This window comes from Streptomyces sp. NPDC020917 (genome assembly GCF_044333795.1).
Lineage (GTDB): Bacteria > Actinomycetota > Actinomycetes > Streptomycetales > Streptomycetaceae > Actinacidiphila.
Genome location: NZ_JBIRRR010000021.1, coordinates 82,075 through 105,548, shown reverse-complemented (window position 1 = coordinate 105,548; position 23,474 = coordinate 82,075). Strand labels below are relative to the sequence as shown.

General features: G+C 73.8%; 15 protein-coding genes. 7 read left to right on the top strand and 8 right to left on the bottom strand.

Going from position 1 to position 23,474, the window contains the following annotated elements:
• Positions 1 to 14 precede the first annotated feature (14 nt).
• On the bottom strand, positions 15 to 329 hold the full coding sequence (locus ACH4TG_RS33190; RefSeq protein ID WP_398246338.1) for a hypothetical protein: 315 nt from the start codon (positions 327 to 329) through the stop codon (positions 15 to 17).
• A gap of 413 nt (positions 330 to 742) precedes the next feature.
• Between ACH4TG_RS33190 and ACH4TG_RS33185 the strand changes: the two genes are divergently transcribed.
• Positions 743 to 3,685, top strand: coding sequence for an Ig-like domain-containing protein (locus ACH4TG_RS33185; RefSeq protein WP_398246337.1), 2,943 nt, complete (start codon positions 743 to 745; stop codon positions 3,683 to 3,685).
• A gap of 216 nt (positions 3,686 to 3,901) precedes the next feature.
• Complete coding sequence (locus ACH4TG_RS33180; protein ID WP_398246336.1) at positions 3,902 to 5,020, top strand: right-handed parallel beta-helix repeat-containing protein; 1,119 nt, start codon at positions 3,902 to 3,904, stop codon at positions 5,018 to 5,020.
• Positions 5,021 to 5,093: 73 nt separating this feature from the next.
• Here the strand turns inward: ACH4TG_RS33180 and ACH4TG_RS33175 are convergent, their stop codons facing one another.
• On the bottom strand, positions 5,094 to 8,855 hold the full coding sequence (locus ACH4TG_RS33175) for a family 20 glycosylhydrolase (protein WP_398246335.1): 3,762 nt from the start codon (positions 8,853 to 8,855) through the stop codon (positions 5,094 to 5,096).
• 266 nt (positions 8,856 to 9,121) lie between these two features.
• Here ACH4TG_RS33175 and ACH4TG_RS33170 point away from each other — a divergent pair, with 266 nt between their 5' ends.
• Complete coding sequence (locus ACH4TG_RS33170; RefSeq protein ID WP_398246334.1) at positions 9,122 to 11,818, top strand: beta-N-acetylglucosaminidase domain-containing protein; 2,697 nt, start codon at positions 9,122 to 9,124, stop codon at positions 11,816 to 11,818.
• Between the two features lie 112 nt (positions 11,819 to 11,930).
• Here ACH4TG_RS33170 and ACH4TG_RS33165 read toward each other — a convergent pair whose 3' ends face one another.
• The 6 genes from ACH4TG_RS33165 to ACH4TG_RS33140 form a co-directional block, all read right to left on the bottom strand.
• Positions 11,931 to 12,629, bottom strand: coding sequence for a hypothetical protein (locus ACH4TG_RS33165; RefSeq protein ID WP_398246333.1), 699 nt, complete (start codon positions 12,627 to 12,629; stop codon positions 11,931 to 11,933).
• Positions 12,629 to 13,528, bottom strand: a complete 900-nt coding sequence (locus ACH4TG_RS33160) for an ABC transporter ATP-binding protein (protein WP_398246332.1) — start codon at positions 13,526 to 13,528, stop codon at positions 12,629 to 12,631. Before ACH4TG_RS33160 ends, ACH4TG_RS33165 begins: the two co-directional genes overlap by 1 nt.
• On the bottom strand, positions 13,525 to 13,917 hold the full coding sequence (locus ACH4TG_RS33155; RefSeq protein ID WP_398246331.1) for a GntR family transcriptional regulator: 393 nt from the start codon (positions 13,915 to 13,917) through the stop codon (positions 13,525 to 13,527). The genes ACH4TG_RS33160 and ACH4TG_RS33155 overlap by 4 nt, the downstream gene beginning before the upstream one ends.
• 94 nt (positions 13,918 to 14,011) lie before the next feature.
• Positions 14,012 to 16,261 (bottom strand): PQQ-binding-like beta-propeller repeat protein, encoded by a 2,250-nt coding sequence (locus tag ACH4TG_RS33150; RefSeq protein ID WP_398246330.1) that lies wholly within the window; start codon positions 16,259 to 16,261, stop codon positions 14,012 to 14,014.
• Positions 16,258 to 18,987: a PQQ-binding-like beta-propeller repeat protein gene (locus ACH4TG_RS33145; RefSeq protein WP_398246329.1), complete on the bottom strand. Its 2,730-nt coding sequence runs from the start codon at positions 18,985 to 18,987 to the stop codon at positions 16,258 to 16,260. Before ACH4TG_RS33145 ends, ACH4TG_RS33150 begins: the two co-directional genes overlap by 4 nt.
• A gap of 249 nt (positions 18,988 to 19,236) precedes the next feature.
• Positions 19,237 to 19,650 carry a cytidine deaminase gene (locus ACH4TG_RS33140; RefSeq protein ID WP_398246328.1) on the bottom strand — a complete coding sequence of 138 codons (414 nt, stop codon included), beginning with the start codon at positions 19,648 to 19,650 and terminating at the stop codon, positions 19,237 to 19,239.
• Between the two features lie 215 nt (positions 19,651 to 19,865).
• On the opposite strand from ACH4TG_RS33140, the gene ACH4TG_RS33135 reads away from it, so the two are divergent.
• The 4 genes from ACH4TG_RS33135 to ACH4TG_RS33120 all read left to right on the top strand — a co-directional run bounded on the left by ACH4TG_RS33135 (position 19,866) and on the right by ACH4TG_RS33120 (position 23,400).
• Positions 19,866 to 20,414 (top strand): YciI family protein, encoded by a 549-nt coding sequence (locus ACH4TG_RS33135; protein ID WP_398246327.1) that lies wholly within the window; start codon positions 19,866 to 19,868, stop codon positions 20,412 to 20,414.
• Positions 20,415 to 20,508: 94 nt separating this feature from the next.
• A complete protein-coding gene (locus ACH4TG_RS33130) occupies positions 20,509 to 21,711 on the top strand; it encodes an epoxide hydrolase family protein (protein WP_398246326.1) in 1,203 nt (400 codons plus the stop codon).
• A 211-nt stretch (positions 21,712 to 21,922) separates the two neighbouring features.
• Complete coding sequence (locus tag ACH4TG_RS33125) at positions 21,923 to 22,738, top strand: class I SAM-dependent methyltransferase (RefSeq protein WP_398246403.1); 816 nt, start codon at positions 21,923 to 21,925, stop codon at positions 22,736 to 22,738.
• 134 nt (positions 22,739 to 22,872) lie between these two features.
• Entirely contained in the window at positions 22,873 to 23,400 is a 528-nt protein-coding gene (locus ACH4TG_RS33120) for a GNAT family N-acetyltransferase (protein WP_398246325.1), read from the top strand.
• Positions 23,401 to 23,474 lie beyond the last annotated feature (74 nt).

The window sequence follows — 23,474 nt, the reverse complement described above, 5'->3', positions numbered from 1 at the left end:
TGGCGCCCGGTCGTTCACCGCGAGCAGGTCTGGCCGGCCGCACCCGGGTCCAACGCGTCGCGCGCCGCGGACGCGACGGTCCGTGCGATGCCCATCTCGTTGACGAGGCGGCTGATGATGAGGCCGCCCCCGTGCACCCGGACCTTCGTCCCGGAGCCCTCCGGGCTCAGGCGGACGGTGGCGTACGACATCACGCCGTGCCGGACCGTCGCGCCCTCCTTGTCCTCGCGCTGGAGCGGCTCGACCGTGTACCCGCTGCCCAGCTGGCGGCTGAGCGCCGCCACGGCCTCCTGCTCGTGGATCTCCCGGGGAATCGTCACGGTTGGCATACCGACCTCCTCAAGGCCGCGTACTCCGGCCGGCACGCCCGTCCGGCCCGGTACCCGTGCCTGCTGGGCGCCGGAGCCACCGGCCCTTCACCCTCCCAGCCTCCCACCTGGGCGCCGCCCGGTGAGGCAGCGGCGCGGCCGCGGCACGGGCGCCGGCCCCGGTCCCGGAGCGGCCAGGGCGGCGCGCCCCACGGTTCACTTCCACACCACGAAGACATCCGATCCATTTTTCTTGACACCGATGTCATCCGTTCTGACGCCGGAGCCGTTCTACCCGTTGACGTGGCCACAGGCGACTGTCAGGCTTCGGCAGTCATCGGATGTCTCGGTCTCCCTGCGGGTGAGCCCGCGGGAGCAACGTTCCCGGAGCACACATGAAATGGATGGCGTCAGCATGCAGAATCCTCGGCCCAGTGGTGGCCCTCGGCCTGGCGGGGGCGGGCGCGCTGGGCATCACGGCAGGCCCGGCACAGGCCGCGGGCGACGGCTCGCCGGGCGCGGTGCTGTGGGCGGCGCCTGACGGCAAGGGCGGCGCCTGCGCCACGAACAACCCCTGCTCCCTTGCCACCGCGCAGGCGGCGGTGCGCACGCTGCAGCAGGGGAGCAAGCCCGCCGGAGCCACGGTCGAACTCCTCGACGGCACCTACCGGTTGGGCAGTACCTGGACGTTCGGTGCGCAGGACTCGGGCACGCCCGGCCATCCCGTCGTGTGGGAGGCAGCACCCGGCGCGCACCCGGTGATCTCCGGTGCGACCCGGGTGCAGGGCTGGCAGGAAGTGGGGCACACGGGCGTGTGGTCGGCCCACATCCCGCACGGCAGCGCCAGCCGGCAGCTCTACGTCGACGGCAAGGAAGCCCCCGTCGCGCAGGCCACCCCGCAGTCACTGCACTTCTCCGGCAAGTGGTCCGGCTCTGCCACCGGCTACGACCTGGGCGACGACCCCGCCGCGAAAGCCTGGTTCGCGAGCCTGACGCCCGCCGAACTGTCCCGCGTCGAGTTCGACTACCCGGCCGGCAACGGCGCGTGGACGGACTCCAAGTGCGGCGTCGCCTCGCTGTCGGGCAGCACCCTGGTGATGGACCAGCCGTGCTGGCGCAACGTCACCGACATCGCGCCCTTCAGCCAGGGCACCGGCGGCCTGCCGTCGATGTCCACCTCGCAGCTGCCCGCCACGATCCAGAACGCGCCGGGCCTGCTGGCTCCCGGCCAGTGGTACCTCGACCCCGCCTCCTCCACCCTGCGGTACGCCCCGGCGGCCGGGCGGAAGATGACCGGCATCGACGTCGAACTCCCGCGTCTGGAGAAGCTGGTGGAGGGCGCGGGGAGCCTCGCCCGGCCGCTGCACGACATCACCCTCACCGGGCTGCAGTTCTCCTACGCCACCTGGAACGGCCCCTCGCTGCCCACGGGCTTCGCCGACGTGCAGAGCAACCTGCGCCGCACCGGCGCGACCAACCAGGGCCTGTGCACCTTCTCCGACCCGGCCGGCAGCTGCCCGTGGGGAGCGCTCACCCAGCCGCTCGCCAACGTCGCCTTCAGCGGGGCGAGCCGGGTGTCGATCACCGGCAACCGCTTCGTGAACCTCGGCGGTGCCGGCCTGAGCTTCATGTACGGCGGCACCCACAACACCGTCGACGGCAACGAGTTCACCGCCATCGCGTCCACCGCGCTGTCCCTGGGCTGCACCTACGACCCGACGCCGGCCGAGACGCCGGCCTCGGTGATCCAGGCGAACTGCACCCCCGACCCGGCCCTGGTCCGCGGTGACACGGGCGGCGACAACGAGATCCTGGACCACACCACGGTCACCGACAACGTGATCCACGACGTGGGCACCGACTACCGCTCGGCCTGCGGCATCACGCTGCTGTTCACCCGGCACACCACGATCAGCCACAACGAGCTGTACGACCTGCCCTACACCGGCATCACCGCCGGCGTGATCCAGGGCCACGTCGACGACGCGTCCCACCCGCAGAACTCCACCAACATCAACGCCGACAACACGATCAGCGACAACCTGATCTTCGACGTCATGCAGGTCCTGGACGACGGCGGCGCGATCTACATGGAGGGCCACCAGGCCCAGTACGTGTACGCCGCGGACGGCACGCTCGACCCCGTCGCGACGCTCGCCAACGGCCTGCACGTGACTGGCAACGTTGTCTACAACGACGGCTCGCGCTACAACGCCTTCTACGACGACGCCGGTTCGGAGTGGATCAGCTTCAGCGGCAACGTCGAGTTCCACGCGCTGGCCTCGATCGGCGCGCAGGGCGGCTGCTCGTCCACCGGGCACTTCCGGGTCACCGGCAACTGGTTCTCCGACTCCGCGGGTTACTACATCTGCAACGGGCCGGTGGACTCGCAGATCAGCGGCAACACCACCATCCCCGCCTCCCCCGGCCCCGGCGACATCCCCACCGGCGTCCTGGCGAACGCGGGCGTCACCGGCGCCCACCACGCTCTGGCCGGCGCCGTCCCGCTGCGCACGAGCTACGTCTCCGCGCCCGCGCCGGAGTCCGCCGGCTCCGCCACCGACCAGGTGCTGATCGCGGGCGCCGGGTTCACGCCGGCCACCCCGGTGTACTTCGGCGGGCAGCAGGCGCACGCGGTCCGGTTCGTCTCGCCCGGCTTCCTGATCGCCACCGTCCCCGCCGGGGCGGACGGCACGGACGTCACCGTGGGCCCCTACGTGCCGCGCCCCGCGATCACGTCGCCGGCGAACGGCACCACCGGACTGGCGGCGTCGTTCGCCGTGCGCGGCACGGCGGTTGCCGGCAACACGGTGAAGGTGACCGAGAGCACCGATGACGCGTCGTGCACCGCCCAGGCCGGCTCCGACGGCGCCTGGACGTGCACGCTGACCGCCACCGGGCCCGGGCAGCGCAGCGTGACCGCCGTCCAGTCCGATGCCGCCGGTGTCGCCTCCAAGGCGTCGTCCGTGCTGGTCTACGTCGGCACCCCGCCGGCCGCGGCCCGCATCAACGACACCGACGCCTCGATCGCCTACTCCGGCTGGGACTACCTGGACAACCGGGGCTTCGGCGACCTCGACGACGACGTCCACTACACCACGACGGACGGCAACTCCCTGACCTCGACCTTCATCGGCACCGGGGTCACCGTGTTCGGCGAGATGTACACCGACCAGGGCGACATCGGCGTCTCGATCGACGGCCACCCGGCCGTCGTGGTCAGCACGGTGCCGGCCGACGGCGAGCGCCACGCCGACGCGGCCGTGTACAGCAGCGGCCCGCTCCCGGCGGGAGTCCACACGATCACCGTCACCAAACTCTCCGGCTCCTACGCCACGTTCGACGGCCTGGAGATCGCCAACACGCCCGCCCCGTGAGCGGCCCGGCCGCACACTGACCCCTCCTCCCGTGCCGCGCCCCCGCGCGGGGACCTGGGCAGGGCGCCGACACAGTTCGGCGCCCTGCCGCCCGCGCGCACCCGGCCGGTGCGGGCGGAAGAGGGGCCGGCGCAGGGTGCATTGACGGTGGGGGCGGGGGCGGTTACGGTTCCATCCCGCTAGACATCTGATGTCAGATCACTAGAAGGGAGCCGTATGGCACCCGCACAGGATCAGGGACTGTTCAGCAGGCGACGCGCCCTCGCGGGGCTCGGGGCGGTCGGAGCGGTCGGGGCGACGGCGGCAGCGGGCGTGCTGGCCGTGGAGCGGCCGGCCGGGGCCGTCACCGCGGCGGGCGGGCTGCCGGTCCTTCAGGTCGGCGAGGACTGGGCCGCCGCACTGGCCGCGCACCCCCGGGTGCAGCTGGTTCCGGGGGCGACGTACACGCTCGACGGCCCCGTGGAACTGCCCGACGGCTGCCTGATCGCCGGCAACGGCGCCACCGTGACCGTCGCCGACGCCACGGGCGGCGCACTGCGCGTGACCGGCCGCAGCGGCGTCACCCTGTCGAACCTCGTCCTCCTCGGGCAGCCGGCGAGTCCGCTCGGCACCGCGCAGGTCGCCTCGCACGTCGGCCTGGCCGTCAGCCGCAGCACCGACGTCCGGGTGGACAACTGCGATTTCACCTACTGGCGGGGCGCGGGCGTCACCGTGAACGGCTCGCCGGCCGACGACTACTTCGCCTACCGGGTGAAGCTCCAGGGAAACGCCTTCCACGCCTGCTACTTCGGCGTCTCCATGGCGGACCGCAGCGAGTACTCGATGTTCACCGGCAACAGCCTCTCGTACTGCCGGCTGGCGATCTGGAACTCCTCCGGCAACTGGACCGTCAACGACAACAGCGTCGTCGGCTGCTACGGCGCCTACTACTCCTTCGCCGCGACGAGCCCCTACGGCAGTCTCACCGCCGACAACTGGTCGCACGGTTCGCTGGTGGGCAACACCTTCAACCACTCCGGCGGCGGCGCCCGGCAACTGTGGAGCGCCGGCGCGGCGTTCGCGATCGGCGGGACGCCGCAGGACCCGGGCAGCGGCGTGGTCGTCGACGGCGTGCTGCCGCCGACGTTCACCGGCAACACGCTCTGGTACTCCGATGTGCACGGGACGGACCTGCTGGGCACCCGGTGGCTGCTGTCCGGCTGCACGCTGTCCAACCTGACCGTGACCGGCACCGGCGGCGTCCCGGTGGAGCTGGTCGGGACGCAGTCCAACGGCACGGCGAACGCGCCGGTGCTGAAGGGGAACGCCAGGGACCTGCTCGCCGCCCTGTACTGAGCGTCCGCCGGGCCGGCGGAAATCTCCGCCGGCCCGGCGGTCCGCGCCCGCTCAGCCCCGGTCCGCCGCCGGGTCAGGCACCGGGCACCCCGGGCGCGGGTGCCTGCAGCAGGGTGAGTTCGGCGGCGCTGGTGAACGGCTGCCCGTTCGCGGCGGAGGTGGCGGAGAAGCGCACGTACCGTGCCGACACCGCCGTGAACTCCACCCGCTTCGCGGTCTGGTCGTCGGCGAACGTGCCGGCGGCCGCGGTGGTCCACGCCGTGCCGTCGTCGCTGACCTCGATCCGGTAGTCCGCCACACGGCCGTTGACACCGCCGTCCTGCCGGGGCAGGTAGTCCAGCCCGGCCAGCCGGTACGCGCCGTGCAGGTCGAGGGTGACCTGGTGGGGCAGGGGCGCGACGCCGCCGCTGTAGGCGGTGTGCCAGATGGTGTACGGGTCGTCGTCGAGGACGTTCGCCGCGGCCGCGTACTCGGCGGCGGTCTCCTGGCTGTCGACCGAGGCGATGCCGATGCCGGCCTTCGGCACCGCGGTCAGCGCGCCGCCGGGCGAGCCGGGCGGTCCGCCCACGGCGTCGGCGCGGGCGAGGAACTCCCAGACGGTGGGCGACAGGGGCCCGCCCCAGGTGCGTTCGGCCAGCACCTGCAGCGGCCGCTCGGCGAAGAAGTCGAACCAGGCCGGCGCCTGGTCCTCCGCGCCGTCCGACCAGCGGGCGACCTCGTAGCCCGCCAGGTTGGGCGCGGCGGCGAACGCGTAGTGCTCGTAGGCGTGTTCGATGTCCACGTAGCCGTAACTGCCGAGCTTGCGGCCGAATCCCGGGCTCACGTACAGCACGGGTTCGGGCGCGGAGACGACGGTGTAGCCCTGCGCGGCGAGCGCGGTGGCGTCGGAGTCGACGTAGTCCTCCAGCACGATGTCCCGGTTCGGGGCGATGCTGGACCGCTGCCCGTACTGGTTCCACCACTCCCACGCCTCGGTGGTCCTGCCGAGCGCGCGCAACTGGTCGTCGACGGCGTTCAGTTCGTCGACGAACACGTCCTCGGTGTACGGGAACCCGCGCGCCTTGGCGTAGTCGACGAGTTCGGGACAGGCGTTCTTGGCCGGGTCGAGGCCGACCTCGTCGCCGCCGACGTGGATCACCTTGCTGTCGAACATCGGCACGACGGCGGCGAGCAGGTCGTGGATGAACTGCCGGGTGTGCGGCTTGGTGACGTCGAGCGTCCAGCCGCCCTTCTCGCCGCCGGCCCAGGCCGCCTGGTCCATGGACGGGCAGGCGAAGCGCAGTGACGGGTCGTAGGCGGTGATGGCGTTGGCGTGCCCGGGGAGGTCGATCTCCGGGACGACGGTGACGTGGTACCGCGCGGCGTAGTCCTGCAGTGCGCGCAGGTCGGCCGGCGAGTAGGACTGCGCCGAGGCGAGGCCGGGGAACTGCGGCACCTGGATGCGGAAGCCCTCCCAGTCGGAGAAGTGCAGGTGGAAGGTGTTGAGCTTCTGCCAGGCCATCCGGCGGATCTGCTGCTCCAGGTAGGCGAGCGGGAAGAACTTCCGTCCCACGTCGAGCATCTGCGACCGCTCGCCGGTGGCCGGCCAGTCCTGCGCGGTGCCGCGCGGCAGGGAGGCGCGGTGCGGGTCGGCCTTGAGGAGCTGCTCGACGGTCTGGGTGCCGTAGAAGACGCCGGCGGTGGCGGGCGCGGCGATGCGGACGGTGGATCCGATGTCGAGACGGTAGCCCTCGGTGCCCAGCTGCGGGTCGTCGGCGGCCGTGGTGAGCGCGATGTCCCCGGCGCGCGCCTGGCCGACGGCGACCGGGATCGTCCGTCCGGTCTCGGTCCTCAGGTCGGCCGCGAACGTCGCGGCGGTCGCCGCGAGGGTCTGCGCGTCCTGCGGGTCGATCACGATCCGGGTGCCGGCGTCCGCCGTCCAGTCGCCCTGGCCCGCGCTCCACCGGCGCAGGCTCGGCACGGTCTGCGGGCCGCCGGGTGCGGGCGCGGCCGCGGTGTCCAGCCGCTCGCCGGAGCCGCTCGCCGTGGTGGCGCTGCCGTCGGGCGCGGTGGCGCGGACGGTCAGCCGCGGGGTGAAGGAGCCGGCGGCCACGTCGTCGACGGTGACGGTGCGGGTGCTGGAGCGGCAGACGTAGGACTGCCCGGCGGCGAGGCTGCTGTAGTGGCAGGCCGGCAGGCCGTCCATGGTGCCGGTCACGGTGACGTCGGAGAGCGGGGTGTTGCCGGTGTTGCGCACCCGGGTCCAGTAGGTGGCCACGTCGTCGAGCACCCCGGGGCGGCCGGCCGCGGTGAGGTGGTCGAGGGTGCTCTGCACGCTCAGGCCGGGCGCGGCGGGCGCGTCCTGGGCGGCCGTCACGGAAACCGTCGCCTGCGTGCTGGAGTGGCGTGCCTCGACGGTGTACTCGGCGGTCAGCGCCACCTGGCCGCCCGCGGTCCCGGCGGGCGTGACCGGCACGTCCACCTGCGTCCGGGCGCCGCGCGGCAGCGCGGGGACGCGGACCGTGCCGGCGGTCCAGCCGGCGGGGACGTCCAGCGTGAGGGTGCCGGCGGCCAGCGGGGTGGCCGCCTGGTTGGTCACCGTCACCTGCACCAGGCCGGTGGCGCCGGCGGTCAGCGGCTGGGTGCCGACCGCCAGCGGGGCGCACACCCCGCCCAGCCAGTCCAGGCCGAACGACGCGTACGTCATGTGCTGGTAGCCGGCGCGCTCGTAGAACAGGCCGACCCGCCCGTCGGGCAGGGTGGCGAGCGTCGAGTAGGCGGAGCTCTCCGGCTCGACGACGCGGGAGACCGGCCACGTCCTGCCGTCGTCGCAGGACATCCGGACGGTCAGGTCGCGCCGGACGGAGGGGTCGTCGGTGTGCGACAGCAGCAGCCAGTGGGCCCGCGGGTCGCTCGCCGGGGCGTCGGGCGCGTAGCGGATGATCGAGCCGTTGTCGCCGGGGTCGGTCTGCGCGGGGTCCGGTTGCGGCGCGGTGTAGGTGACGCCGCCGTCGTGCGACAGGGCCACGAGGCGGTGCGGCGCGGCGCGGACGTTGAGCATCACCGAACCGTCCGCCAGCTGCACGGTCTTGTTCTCGTCCATGCCCGGGCCGACGGGAGTGCCCATGTGCCAGGTGTCGCCGTCGTCGTCGCTGTAGGCGCTCACGGCGTAGTTGCCGCCGCCGGCGCCGACGACGTACTGCTGGATCAGGCGGCCCGCGTACGGTCCCGTGGTGAGCTGGATGCCCTGGCCTGAGGCGGCGAACATGCCCTTCCACGCGGGGTCCTTGATCTGCGCGGTGATCCGCCGCGCGTGCCAGGTGACGCCGTCGTCGTCGGAGTAGCTGTAGTCGGCCTGCAGCACGTTCGGGTCGTCGGGGTCGTTGCCGGTGTGCGAGCCGGCGAAGCCCTGGTTGACGGAGGCCGCGTAGAACAGCAGGATCCGGCCGGTGCGGCGGTCGACGAGCAGGCTGGGGTCGCCGAAGCCCTGCGGCACCGGGCCGGTGCGCACGACCTGCTGCGCGGTCCAGGTGCGGCCGCCGTCGGTGCTGCGCCGGACCAGGTCGGTGATGGCGCTGGGCAGGTCGGCCATGCCGGGCCTGCCGTCGTACGCCGCCAGGAGCGTGCCCCGGCCGGTGACCGCCAGCGCCGGGATGCGGTACTGGGGGTAGCCGTTCGTGCCGCGGGTGGCGAGGTCGGTCCGGGTGAGCGCCGGCGTGCCGGCGGCCGGGACGGCGGCGGGAGTGGCTGCCGCGGGGGCGGGAGTGCCTGCCGTGGGTGCGGCGCGGGCCGGCGCCGGCAGCAGGGCGACGGCGAGGGTGAGCAGGGCTGCTGTACCGAGCCGGCGGATGCGCATGCGGTCTCCTCGGGCCTGGAATCAGACGGGACATCACATGTCCGATGTCAGGCGACGCTAGGGCGGCATGTGACGCCCGGTCAAGAATCGCGCTGCGCCAACCTGAAGAGACGAAGCCCGTTCGCGTCAGAAATGAGCAACACATAGCGTCAATGACGCACGCGCAGGGTTGACAGCCGACCCCAGTAGTGGTCTAGTCCACCTGCTCTCGCACGTCAGGCTCCACTCCGCTCGCTCGCTCCGCAGCCTTGCCAGGAGGACAGCCCATGCATCAGACGTACGACTCCGGCCCCGCCCGGACCAGGCACCGGACCTTCGCCGCCGGCCTCACCCTCGCGCTCGGCGCCGCGCTGCTCGGTGGTTCCGCCGCGCTGGCCAGCGCCAGCGCCGGCAGCACGGACGCCCCCACCGCACCGCAGATCCTCCCGACTCCCCAGTCGCTCACCGTGCGTTCCGACCGGGTGGTCGTCACCCCGCAGGTGACCCTCGTGGCCGGTGCGTCCGCCGACGCCTCGGCTCTGGAGGTCACACGGAGTGCGCTGCAGGCCGCCGGGGCGCACACCATCGTCCGGGCCGACGCTCCCGCCCATCCCGGCGAGCTGACCGTGTACGTCGGCGGCGCCGACCAGAACGCGCGGCTCGCCGACCTCGGCCTGCCCGGGACCGACGGCCTGCCCGCCGAGGGCTACGAACTGGGCGCCGGCCGGCAGCGCATCGTCCTGGCCGGCGCCGACGCCACGGGCACCTTCTACGCGGCGCAGACGCTCCGCCAGGTGCTGGAGCCGACCGGCGCCGCGCCCCGCCACACCGTCACCGGGTTCGCCGTGCGGGACTGGCCGGCGTCCCCGCTGCGCGGGGTGATCGAGGGCTTCTACGGCACACCGTGGTCGGACCAGGCCCGGCTGGACCAGTTCGACTTCTACGCCCGGCACAAGATGAACACCTACGTGTACTCCCCCAAGGACGACCCGTATCTGCGCGCGCAGTGGCGGGACCCGTACCCCGCGGACAAGCTCGCCGCCATCCAGCAGCTGGTGAACCGTGCCACAGCCGACCATGTCGACTTCACCTACGCCGTCTCGCCCGGCCTTTCCGTCTGCTACAGCTCGCAGGCCGACGCCCAGGCGCTGATCGCGAAGTTCCAGTCGCTGTGGGACATCGGGGTGCGCACCTTCGCGGTTCCGCTGGACGACATCAGCTACACCACCTGGAACTGCGCCGCCGACAAGGCGAAGTGGGGCACCGGCGGCGGCGCCGCGGGCGCCGCGCAGGCGTACCTGCTCAACGAGGTGCAGCAGGGGTTCATCGCCACGCACCCCGGAGCTCGGCCACTGGAGATGGTGCCCACCGAGTACAGCAACACCAGCGCCAGCCCCTACAAGGCGGCCATCGCCGGGCAGTTGGACCCGAGCGTCCTGGTGGAGTGGACCGGCGTGGGCGTGGTCGTGCCGACCATCACCACCGCGCAGGCGCAGAGCGCGCAGCAGGTCTACGGCCACAAGATCCTGGTCTGGGACAACTACCCGGTCAACGACTACGTCACCCAGCGCCTGCTGCTGGCTCCCTACACCGGCCGCGACGCGGACCTGACCGGGCAGATCGCCGGTCTGACGGCCAATCCGATGATCGAGCCGTACGCGTCGAAGATCGCCCTGTCCACGGTGGCGGACTACCTCTGGAACTCCGCCGCGTACGACCCCGGGCAGTCGTGGACGGCCGCGCTGAGCGAGCAGGCCGGCGGCGACGCGCGCACCACCGCCGCGCTGCGCGCCTTCGCCGACCTCAACCGCGCCTCCCGGCTCGACAGCACGCAGGCGCCGGAACTCGCCGCCGCCCTCAAGGAGTTCTGGACGCGGTGGAGCAGCGACCCGCAGCGGGCCGTCCGCGACCTGCGCCCCCGGCTGACCGCGGTGGCCGACGCTCCCGCCGTACTGCGCGCCCGACTGCCCCAGCAGGACGGGTTCCTGGCCGACGCCGGGCCGTGGCTGGACGCGGCCCAGGACTGGGGACGCGCCATGGTCACCGCCCTGGACATGCTCGGCCAGCAGAACGCCGGTCACGCCGCCGCCGCGTGGGCCGACCGCCAGCAACTGGCCGCGCTGGTCACGTCGGCCTCGTCGCACAACGTCGTGGTGGGCGACGGGGTCATGGACACGTTCGTCAGCACGGCGATGAACCGGTACGCGGCCACCCTCGGCGTGACCACTGTGCGTCCCACCGCCGTGACCTCGCTCGGCACCTACCAGACGAACGTCCCCGCGAACTACGTCGACGCCTCCCCCGACACGTTCTTCTGGTCGGACGGCACCCCGGCGGTCGGCGACACCGTGGGGGTGGACCTCGGCGCGGTACGCCCGATCAGCACCGTGGACGTCCTGATGTCCAAGGCCGACCGGCCCGACGACTACCTCCACCACGCCACGCTGGAGTACTCCGCCGACGGGACGGCCTGGCACTCGCTCGGTGACTTCACCGACACCCCGGAGATCCAGGCCACCGCACCGGCCGGGGCCACCGCCCGCTACGTGCGGCTGCGTGCCACCGCGACCCAGGGGAACTGGGTCGTCGTCCGGGACTTCGCCGTCGGGCCCACCTCCGGGCCGGCCGCCTCGGGCGGACCCGCGCCGGCGTCCGGCTCGTCGCTGGCCGCCGCGGCCGACGGCGACCTCGACACCGCCTACCGCGCGGCGGCCGTGCCCGCGTCCGGCGAGGCGCTCACCGTCACGCTGCCGTCGGGCAAGCCGCTGGACTCCCTGGTGATCCTGCAGCCGGGCGCCGGAACCGCGGACGCTACCGTCCAGATCGAGGTCGGCGGCGCGTGGCGCACCATCGGCGGGCTGGGCGGTCCGGTCACCGACCTGACCGCCCACGGCTGGGCGGCCACGGCGGTCCGGCTGCTGTGGACGTCGGGCAGCCCGGCGCCCGCGATCTCCGAGATCGTCCCCCGGTATCCCGCCTCCTGAGCTGAAGGGCCCTGCCCCTTCGTGAAGAAGCCCGCCCGGGTGCCGACCCCTCCCCCGGCACCCGAGCGGGCTTCGCCCCGGCCCTGATCGGGGCCGGAGGTATGAGGCCGCCTCAGACGGTCAGCCGGCGCAGGGTGGCGAAGCCGCCGGCGAGCATGACCGCGCCGGCAGCGGCGAGGATGCCGGTGAGGCCGAGGGCGGTGACGGCGGCGCAGAAGTGGCCGACGCGGTTCCAGCCGTGCAGCCCCGTCACGATCACCGCGGCGAGGGCCAGCACACCGAGCTGCGCCGCGCCGAAGACCATGGTGCCGGGCAGCCCGGAGCGGCGGTGGATCAGCCCGTACCACATGCCGTAGACGAAGAGCAGGACGAACAGGGTCGCCGCGGTGAGCCACGACCGGTACCAGGGGCCGTCCAGGAGGTAGGGGACGCGGAAGTAGGCCATGTGCATGCCCCAGCCGCCGGTGGCGCTCTCGATGCCCCCGCCGACGGTGACGACGAGCCCGAAGCACACGGCCAGCGCGAGGGCCAGCGTGGTGACGCCGAGGAAGTAGGTGCGCCGGCTGACCCCGATGCTGAGGGCGAACGGCAGGGCGTTGGCGACGGACTGCACGCCGAGGACGAACACGACGAGGAACGCCGCGGCCAGCCCGCCGACCCAGCGGCGGTCGGAGTGGCCGGCCGGGGTGAGTTGCAGGACCACCACGTCGAGGACGAAGCCGAAGGCCGCCCAGGCCCAGGGCAGGAGAAGGAACGTCACGCGGTCGATGAGCAGGTAGCGGACGACGTTCCCGATCGGGGTGGCGCGCATCAGGATGCCTCCGCTGCGGTGCGGGCGGACGGGTCGTGGTGCTCGGCCGCGTGGACCGCGAGCTGCTGGAGGGTGAGCCCCTCCAGGCGCAGCCGCAGGTGCTCGGCGAGTTCGCGGTCGCGGGAGTCGAGCCGGCCGACCATCACCGCCCGGGTGCTCATGCCCAGCGTGCGGGTGCTGAGCGTGGTGCGGCCGGCGATGAACCGCTCCACGCCGCGCGCCGGTCCGGTGACGGTGGTGGCGGTGCCGCGCAGGTCGTCGGTGGCCGCGTCCAGGACCAGCCGGCCGCGGTCGATGACGACGATGCGGTCGAGGAGTTCGGCGGCCTCGTCGACGAGGTGGGTGGAGAGCACGATGCACCGCGGGTGGGCCGCGTAGTCGGCCAGCAGCTGGTCGTAGAAGAGGGTGCGGGCGACCGCGTCCAGGCCCGCGTAGGGCTCGTCGAACAGGGTGATCTCGGCGCGGGCGGCCAGGCCGACGGTGATGCCCAGCGCGGTCCGCATGCCGCGCGACAGCTTCTTGATCGGCCGGGACGGCGGCAGTTCGTACGCGTCGGTCAGCGTAGCGGCCAGATCGGCGTCCCAGTTCGGGTACATGAGCGACGCCGCCGCGATCGCGTGCCGCACCTTCAGGTCGGGATACGTCTGGTCCTCCCGGACCAGGATGATCCGGCGCAGCACCGCGTCGTTCTCCAGCGGTTCCGCCCCGAGCACCCGTACCCGGCCGGAGGTGGCGAACTCCTGGCCGCCCAGGATGCGCAGCAGCGTCGTCTTCCCGGCGCCGTTGCGCCCGACCAGCCCGGCGATGCACGGGGTGCCGATGTCGAAGGTGACGCCGGCCAGCGCCTCGTGGCCGCGGTAGCGCCGGCCGAGCCCGGTCACGGAGATCGCCGGCGTCATCCCTCTCCCCCCACCGTCACCTCGACGGAGGCGAGTTCCTCGCGCACCAGCCCGAGCAGCTCCTCCGGCCCGATCCCCAGCCGTGCCGCCTCGACCGCCAGCGGCCGCACGTAGCGGTCGGCGAAACGGCGCCGGCGGGCCTGCACCAGCCGCTCCCGCGCGCCCTTCGCGACGAACATGCCGACGCCCCGCCGCTTCTCCACCAGCCCCTCGTCGAAGAGCACGGTGAGGCTGCGCGCGGCGGTCGCGGGATTGACCCGGTAGAAGGCCGCGAGCTCGTTGGTGGACGCGACCCGTTCCCCCTCGCCCACGGTGCCGTCGGCGATCTGGTTGGCCAGCTCGTCGGCGATCTGGGCGAAGATCGGCCCGCCGTCGTCCAGGAATGACATGACGCCTCCCTCGCTCTACTGGTTACCCACCTTAGTGGGTAACCAGTAGAGCGGGCAAGTGCGCGCCGCCCCGGGCAGGTCACGTCGGGTCAGGTCAAGCGAACTCCAGGGCCACGACGGCGGAACCGTTGCTCACATAGGTGCGCGCGCCCGACGTCGTGGAGGACCAGAGGGCCGCCGAGACGGGGGCGTCGAGCGGCAGCGTCCAGATCGGGCGGCCGTCGGACAGGGCGTAGGCGGTGAGGACGGACCCGGCTGCGGAGGTGACGCCGAGGAGGACGAGCCCGGCCTGGACGCCGAGGACCTGAGCCAGGCCGGCGATGGACGGGGTGTGCCACAGCTCGCGCCCGTCCCGCAGGCGGTACGCCGTGAGCGGCCCGCGTCCGGCGGTGATGTCCGTGCCGACCGGCGGCGCGGCGGAGGTGAACAACGTGTCGCCGTAGGGCGCGAGTTGCTGGATCTCTCGCGGCCGCGCCCGCCACAGCGTGCGGCCGGTGGCGGCGTCCAGCCCGGCGAACGCGCCGTCGGCCAGGCTGAGCCGGACGACCACGGTGCGTCCGTCGGCGCTGACCTCCGAGAAGGTGGCAAGCGTGGCGTCGGTGATCTGGTCCCCGGGGTCGAGCCCGCTGGGCACCGTCCACAGCGCGCGCCCGTCGGTCAGCCGCAGCCCCGCCAGCTCGGCGGTGTCGTACTGCATGGCGACGGCGATCCGGTCGCCCGGTGCGTCGCCCACGCCGAGGACGTCCGCCTGGTAGCGCCACAGCTGCGCGCCGGTACGCGCGTCGAGGCCGCTGACGCTGCGCCGGTCGTCGGTGGCGCCCGCCCGGGCCACGCACAGCACGACGCCGCCCCGCGGGTGGACGTCGACCCGCTGCGCCTCGCGGTGCCAGCGGGCCTTGCCTGCGGCGTCGACGCCGTACAGCGTGCCGGTCAGCGTGGAGGTCACGTACACCCAACCGCCGCTGCCGGCCTGCACGGAGAGGTCCTGCGCCTCCGGGTTCGGGTCGTCCGGCGGGGCGAACCGCCAGCGTTCGCGGCCGGTGGCGAGGTCGCGTGCGTGCACGAACCCGTCGAGCTCGACGTCGTAGACGGTGCGCCCGTCCGTCGCCGACGCGGCCGCGCCGTACGGCTTGCTCTGCCACACCGCGGCGCCCGAGGCCGGGTCGAGGGCGGCCGCGCCGCCGCCCGCCGCGGCGGTGAGCACCAGCCGCCCGCGGCCCGCCGTCCACACCCGGGGAAAGCCCTGCGGGACGCGGCGGCGCCACGCGACCCGCGGCGGCTTCGGGTGGTCCCGGCCGCCGCGGCCACCGCGGGCGTCGGCGAGGTACCAGCCGGTGAGGGCGGTGGCCGCCAGGCCGCCGCCCGCGGCGGCCAGCACCTGGCGCCGCCCGAACCGGCGGACGCGGACCCCCGCGAGCTCCTCGCGCACCTTCTCGGCGCGGCGGTTCAGCTCCCGCTCGACGGGGTCGGGCAGCCAGCCCGCGCCCGGCAGCGCCGGCGCGCCGAACAGCGCGGGCAGCTGCGGCACCGCGGGGCGCTGCCAGGCGTCCTTGGCCAGGCACGCACCGAGCGCGTCGTGCAGACCGGGCGGGACGCCTTCGAGGTCGGGGTCCTCGTGAAGGGTGCGGTACATCAGGACGTGCATCCCGGTCGAGCCGAACGGGCCGCGGCCGGTCGCGGCGAACACCAGGGTGGCGCCGAGCGAGAAGACGTCGCCCGCGGCCGTGCAGGTGCGCCCGGACACCTGCTCGGGCGGCATGTAGCCGGCCGTGCCGATGATCTGCCCGGTGCCGGTGAGGGCCGCGCCGTCCACGGCGCGGGCGATGCCGAAGTCGATGACGCGCGGCCCGTCGTCGGCCAGCAGGATGTTGGAGGGCTTGAGGTCGCGGTGCACCAGGCCCGCCGCGTGGATCGCGGCCAGCGCCTCGGCGAGGCCGGCCGCCAGCGCGCGGACGGTGTCCTCGGGCATCGGCCCGTGGTCGGCGACGGCGTCGGTGAGCGAGGGCGCGGCCAGGTAGGCGGTGGCGAGCCAGGGCCGCGCGGCGTCCGGGTCGGCGTCCAGCACCGGCGCCGTGTAGGCGCCGCTGACGCTGCGCGCGGCCTCCGCCTCGGCGCGGAACCGGTCCCGGAAGTGCGGGTCCTGGGCGTAGGCGTCCCTGACCACCTTCACCGCGACGGCTCTTCCCGCGCGCGTCGTCGCCAGGTAGACCCGGCCCATGCCGCCGGAGCCGAGCAGCCGCACCACCCGGTACGGGCCGACGGTCGCCGGGACCTGGGTCCCGCCGGTGTCCTGCGGCGGGCCTGCGGGCAGCCGCGGGTCCGCGGGCGGCTGCGGGACCGTCACTTGGTGCCCGCCGGGTAGGCGGCGACCTTGCCCGCACCGCTGACGACCACCGTGCTGCCGTGCACGGCCACCCCCCGCTGGTCCAGCACGGCCGTGGTGCTGCCGCCGCCGATGGAGGGCGAGGGCGAGGCGGCGCCGCTCCCCGTGGCGGGCGTGCCCGGTTTCTGCCGCAGCGACCACAGTTGCTGCCCGTCGGAGGTCCGCAGCACCAGGCACCCGGACGTGCCACCGGTCATCGACACGCCCTCCGTGCTGACCGACAAGGGGCTGAACAGGACCGCCGTCACCTGGTCCGACGCGGCCATGGTGCGGCCCAGCATGCTGTACGCGGACAGCTGGATGGGGCTCTCCACCTGCCACTTGACGGTTCCGGTGCTCAACTCGACGGCGGTGACGTGGCTGTTGTCGTGGGTGAGGATCATCCCGCCGACCACCACCAGGTCCGCCGCCGCGGTCATCGACACCGCCCAGCGCCGCTTGCCGGTCACCGCGTCGTACGCGGTCATGCCGCCCTTGAGGCTCACGGTGACGAGCAGGTCGTCGCCCACCGCCAGGCTGGACGTCAACTCCCCGCCGCCCGCCTGCATGTACGCCGGCAGATGGCTGTCGGGATCGGCCGGCACCCGCACGGACCAGCGCTCCTTGCCGCTGTCCGCGTCCAGGGCGTGCACCACCAGGCCGGAGTCGGTGTCCTCGGTGTAGTAGAAGCCGTGGGAGTCGGCCGCATAACGCAGCGTGGAGAGGGAGTTGGGGACGACGGGCCGCTGCCAGCGGATCGTCCCGCCGCCCTTCGCCCGGCTCATGTCGATGGCGGCGACCGACTCCCCGGACTTGATCCCGCCGGTGATCCCCCCGGTGGTCTTGCCCGCCCCCAACTGGACGGTGTTGACGAGGACGTAGGTGCGGTCGCCGTGGTCGGCGAGCAGGCCGGCCGGCATGGTCGAGATGGACGGAAGGGTGGCCGTGGTGCGGGTGCGGGCGGTGGCCGGGTCCACGTCCTCCACGACGTACTTCAGGCTGAACGACCGGTCGGTGACCGAGCGGTAGAACACCACGTTGCCGTCGGTCATGCCGAGCAGGACCGCGGTGGGTCCGAGCGGTTCGCCACCGCCCACGAGTTGCCCGTCCGGCCGCGTCCCGTGCTCCCAGCGGAGCCTGCCCGTCGCGGTGTCGTAGGCGGCGCTGTACGCGGTGTCGCGCAGCACCACCACGTCCCCGTAGGCCCGCAGGTCCGGCGCGACCGACCCGGTGCCTGTCCGCGCCGTCCACAACGGCAGCGGTGGCGAGGTGAGTTGGAGGGTGTGGGCCTTCGAGCCCAGTGGGGTGCCGTTGCCCTTGCCCGGCGTGCCGGACGCACCGGACGTGCCGCCGCCGCCCTTCCTGAGCGCCAGCACGGCGCCGCCCGCCCCGAGGCCGCCGGCCAGCACCAGCCCGCCGATCAGCGCCGCCCGCCGGCCGATCAGGGGCCGCTTGACGGCCGGACCGGCGGGGCCGCGGCCCGGAGGCGGCGGCGCCACCGCCATGTGCTCGGCGTCGCGGGCGCGTTCGGCCAGGTCCTCGCGCAGCGCGGGAACCAGCAGGTCCGCCGGGTCGGCGGGTGCCAGTTCCGCCAGCACCTGCTCGGGCGTCGGGCGCCTCGACGGCGTCTTGTCCAGGCAGCGCAGCAGCAGCGGGTGCAGGGACTCGGGCACGCCCGACAGGTCCGGCTCCGCGGTCACCACGCGGTGCAGCACGCCGTCGTCACCCGTCCCGAACGGCCCCTCGCCGCAGCCCGCGTACACCAGGACGCAGCCGAGCGCGAAGACGTCGCCGGCCGGGCCGACGTCGTGCAGCGAGGTGATCTGCTCGGGGGCCATGAACGCCGGCGAGCCGATCACCATGCCCGTGCTGGTGATCCGGGTCTCGTCCAGGGCCTTGCTGATCCCGAAGTCGATGAGGCGCGGGCCGTCGGCGGCCAGCAGCACGTTCCCGGGCTTCAGGTCGCGGTGGACGACGCCCGCGGCGTGCACCGCCTGAAGCGCCTCGGCCAGGGCGGTGCCGAGCGCGCGCAGCGCCGGCTCCTGGAACGACCCGCACACCCGCATCGCCTGGTCGAGCGTCGGCCCCGGCACGTAGGTGGTGGCCACCCAGGGCCGCGCCGCCTCCGGATCGGCGTCCAGCACGGGCACGGTGTACACGCCGCTCACCCTGCGGGCCGCCGCGACCTCGCGCCGGAAGCGGCTGCGGAACGCCGGATCGTCCGCGTACTCCTCGCGCACCTGCTTGACCGCCACCAGCCGCCCGGCCGTGCTCCGGCACAGCGCCACCTCCCCCATCCCGCCGCCGCCCAGCGGCCGCATCACGACGTACGGCCCGATGACGGCGGGCAGCACGACGGTGGGTTCTTCCGCGGCGGGGAGAGGCACGGTGACCGGGACAGGGGCCGGGGCCGGGGCCGGTGCGGGGACCGCGGCAGGCGTCGGTGCCGGGGCCGCGCCGGGGGTGCCCGCGCCCGGGGGAGGCGGGCCGTAGGTACCGGCTGCCGAAGGGGGCGGGCCGTAGGGGCTCGGACTCACGCCGCGGGGAGGCGCGCCGTAGGGGCTCGGACTCACGCCGCGGGGAGGCGCGCCGTAGGGGCTCGGACTCACGCCGTGGGGAGGCGCGCCGTAGGGGACCGTGCCTGGCTCAGCCGGCTCGTTCGCCCCTGACACGTCCGGCCCCGGGGTGCCGCCTCCCGTCGGTTCCATGCCCGCCCTGCCTCCCGCCCGTCGAAGTCCCGTTAGGACCACGTGGATCCGTCGCCCACGCGGCCCGCCGGCACAGCTTCCGCCCGCGTCTCGAAGGAGGGACGCCCGCCCTTCACGGGCGGTTCCGCACGGGAGTGACACCGGTGACGCATGGTCAACTGGCCCCCATCGTTGCGGGTCACGGCCCGACCCGCAGCCCGTCGGGCCGGAGGACGCCGCGTCACGCCGCCAGGAGGCGGCAAACCGGCGCTATTCGGCGTCGAGTTGGTGGTCGCCCCAGACGTAGGACTCGGGCAGCAGCTCGGCGACGGGAACGGACCGGACGCGGTCGCCCTGCCCGACGATGACGTGGAGGGTGGGGAAGTAGTCGAGCAGTGCCTGGCGGCAGCGGCCGCAGGGAGGGATGACGCCCCGGTCGCGGTCCCCCACGGCGACCATCGTGTCCAGCTCGTAGGCGCCCTGGGCGGCCGCCGTGCCGATGACCACCAGCTCGGCGCAGGGGCCCCCGGTGAAGTGGTAGGCGTTCACCCCGGTGATGATCCGGCCGTCGCGGGCCCGGGCCGCGGCGGCCACGGTGTGGTTGTCCCCCCGGCACCGGGTGCGGGCCACCTCCTCCGCGGCCTGCACGAGTTCCTGGTCGACGGGGTGGTTCTGCGCGGTCATCGTCTCTGCCTTCCTCGGGTCTCCGGGGACATTGACCCCCACGGCCGGGACCCGCAAGCGGATTTTCGACGGCGAGTCGCCCCGCCGGTCGTCCTCTGGGCACCTGCCGCTCGCAGAACCGCGCCACGCTGTCGGGCCCGGGTGCCCCGGTCGGGCGCCGGAGGGGTGGGGAAACCCGGGCGACCGGGGGCGGGGGGTGGTGGTAGAGGTACGGCATGGAGTTCTTCTGCTACCACCGCGATCGGGTGGGGTCCGTGGGCCTGCGCGACGCGCTGCTCGAGGAGCACTGGTCCTACATGGACGGGTTCGCGGACGGGATGATCGCGCGCGGGCCGACCCTCACGGACGACGGCGAACTGCCCACGGGCAGCGTGCACATCGTGGACCTGGCGGGACCGGAGGCGGCGCGGACGTTCGCGTTCGAGGAGCCGTGCTACCAGGCCGGCGCCTACCGGGACGTGATGGTGCGGCGCTGGCGGAACCTGCTGGGGCGCACCATGTGGGACTTCCCCGGCGGCCGGACCGGCGGCAACCGGTACCTGGTCCTCGGGCTCGGCGAGGGCCCCGGCGCCGACCTCGAACCTCCCGCGAAGCGCGATGAGTTGATCGCGTACGGCCCGCTGCTGTCCGACGACGGCACCGCATGGCTGGGCACCGCGGTCCTGCTCCGGGCCCCCGACCCCGCCACCGCCCGCGCCGTCCTGACCGCCGACGTCTACGCCGATGTCGAGGTCCACAACTGGCAGTTCGGCGGCCGCCAGTGAGGCACGCCCTCCGGGCAGGGGTGCCCGGGGGGCGGGGCGCCCCCGGTTGGATATGCGGTTGGGCGCGGCAGCGCGCGGACGTAGCATCCGCCGGATGACGACGACCTCCGACGAAACCCTGCGCCCTTTCCGCCTCTCGGTGCCGCAAAGCGACCTGGACGACCTCCACGACCGCCTCAGACGGACCCGCTGGCCCGACGAACTGCCGGACGTGGGGTGGGACTACGGCGTGCCGCGCGGCTACCTCAGGGACCTCGCGGACTACTGGCTGCACTCGTACGACTGGCGGGCCGCGGAGAGTGAGCTGAACCGGTGGCCGCAGTTCACCACCACGATCGACGGGGAGCGCGTCCATTTCGCGCACATCCGGTCGCCGGAGCCGCACGCGGTGCCGCTGCTGATGACGCACGGCTGGCCCGGCTCGATCGTGGAGTTCGCCGACGTGATCGGCCCGTTGACCGACCCGGCCGCACACGGCGCCCCTCGGGCCGCGGCCTTCCACCTCGTGCTGCCGAGCATTCCGGGGTTCGGCCTGTCCGGGCCCACGCGGCAGACGGGCTGGGAGTTCACCCGCGTGTCCTCCGCGTTCGCCGTGCTGATGGCCCGGCTGGGCTACGGGCGCTACGCCGTCCAGGGCGGCGACTGGGGGGCGGCGATTTCGCGGGAACTCGGCCGGACCCGGCCGGAGAACGTGCTCGGCGTCCATCTCAACCTTCTCCCGAACTCCTTCCAGGCCGAGGAGCCCGGCCCGCAGGAGCTGGCCGCCCTCCCTCCGCGCGAGCGCCAACGGACCCTGGACTCGTGGAAGCACTTCCAGGCGTGGAGCCGGGACCGGCAGGGCTACGCGGACATCCAGGCGACGCGGCCGCAGACGCTGTCGTACGGCCTGACGGACTCCCCGGTCGGGCAACTGGCCTGGATCGTCGAGAAGTTCAAGGAGTGGACCGACTCCGAGAACGTTCCGGAGGACGCCGTCGACCGCGACCGGCTGCTCACCAACGTGATGCTGTACTGGCTGACCGGCACCGCCGGGTCGTCCGCCCGCCTCTACTACGAGCGCGCCCACGCTGCCTACTGGGGCGCCCCTCCCGAACCGTCGACCACCCCGACCGCACTGGCCGTCTTCCCCCGCGACAACTTCATCCCGCTGCGCCACATCGCGGAGCGCACCAACACCATCGTCCAATGGACGGAACACGACCGCGGCGGCCATTTCGCCGCCATGGAACAACCCGCCCTCCTCGTCGACGACATCCGCGCGTTCTTCGCGAAGCTCCACCCCTCCGCACAGGGCTGACGCAGCCGGCGGACAAGGGACCGGCGCGCCCGCGGATCCCGGGCTGCTACGGCCGGTTGACGACCGCGGCCTGCCAGGGCTGAGTGGCCGCAGGCGGGCAGGGCGCGTGGCACGCCGGCCGCGAGATGAACCGGGCTCATCAGGCCCCTTGGACTCGCTGATCTAGGCTGGCGCGGTGACTGATGAGCGGGAGCCGGTGCAGCCGTCGGGCGTGTGGGCCACGGCGGTGGGGGTGGCCAGGGTGCGGGCGCTGGAGACCGAGCGGGAGAACGCGCTGTTCCGCGACCCGCTGGCACAGGCGTTCGCCACCGCCGGCGGCCTGTGGCCGTCGTCGCCGCCGCTGCCCGATGACGAGGGCGCGCGACGCCGCCGGCTGGCCGTGGCGTTCTCCATCGTCATCAGGACGAAGTTCCTCGACGACCTGTTGCGGGAGGCCTCCACGTCCGGGGTCCGGCAGGTCGTGCTGCTCGGCGCCGGCATGGACAGCCGGGCCTTCCGGATGGACTGGCCCGAGGGCACCCGGCTGTTCGAGGTCGACACCGCCGCCCCGCTGGACTTCAAGGCTTCGGTGCTGCGCCGGGAGCGGGCCGTCGCACGCTGCGAGCGGATCACCGTCGCGGCGGATCTGCGGGAGGACTGGCCGGGCGCGCTGGCCGCCGCGGGGCACGACCCGGCGGAGCCGACCGTGTGGATCGCCGAAGGACTGCTGATCTACCTGCCCGAGGACGCGGTGGAACTGCTGCTGGCCCGGATCGGCGCGCGGTCGGCGGCAGGCAGCCGGATGGGGCTGACGTTGGGCTCGCGCGGCGTGATCGAGCGCTTCGGCGCGGACGCCGTGCCGGGATCGGCGGCGTCCATGTGGGTCTCGGAGATGCCCGACGACCCGGTGGGCTGGCTGGCCGGGCACGGCTGGGAGGCCGCCAGCCACACCCTGCGCGAGCGCGCCGCCGCCTACGGCCGCCCGATCAGCACCCCGGCGCGGCGCGAGGAGCGGCCCGGCGGACTGCTCTCGGCGGTCCGCCGGTAGAGCGCCTCCCGGTTCCCCGGACGATCGGTTCCCAGGGGCCTGATGAGCGGAGGCAGGTTCATGCGCGCAGGGGCGTGTCCACGGAACCGCACCCGTCGACGGCCCGACACGTCGCCCGGTGCGAGGATCGCGGCGTGAACGCACTGCACTTCCGTCGCGCCAATGGCGCTGACCTCGCCACTCTTGTTCGGCTGCGGGACGACGCCGCCCGCTGGATGCTCGCCCGGGGCGTCACCGGCCAGTGGCAGCCGGGCCAGTTGGGCGAGGACCACTTCCGGAAGGCCATGGCGAGCGCTGAGGTCTGGCTGGCCGAGGCCGACGGACGCGTGGCCGGGGCTTGGGAGCTGTGGTGGGACGACGAGGACGCCTGGGGACCCCAGCCGCCGGTGGCCGGTTATGTGCACCGGCTGATGGTGGATCGCGGCAGCGCCGAGCCCGGGACGGGGCGGCTTCTGCTGCGCGCCGCGGAGCGCCGCACAGCGGCGGCGGGGCGGGCGTTCGTGCGCCTGGACTGCCTGGCCGGCAACGCGCGCCTCAACGCCTACTACCTCAAAGCCGGTTACCGGGTCGTCGGCCACAAGGCGGGCAAGCCGCAGCCAGGCGGCACACCCAAGTCGTTCACGCTCCTGGAGAAGCCCTGCGCGCCCGCAGCCGCCTGCTGAGCGACCGGGCAGGGAAAATGCCCCCTGAGACCGGCGGTGCGCGACCCGCGGAGGAGGCCGCACCCCGCCGGGGG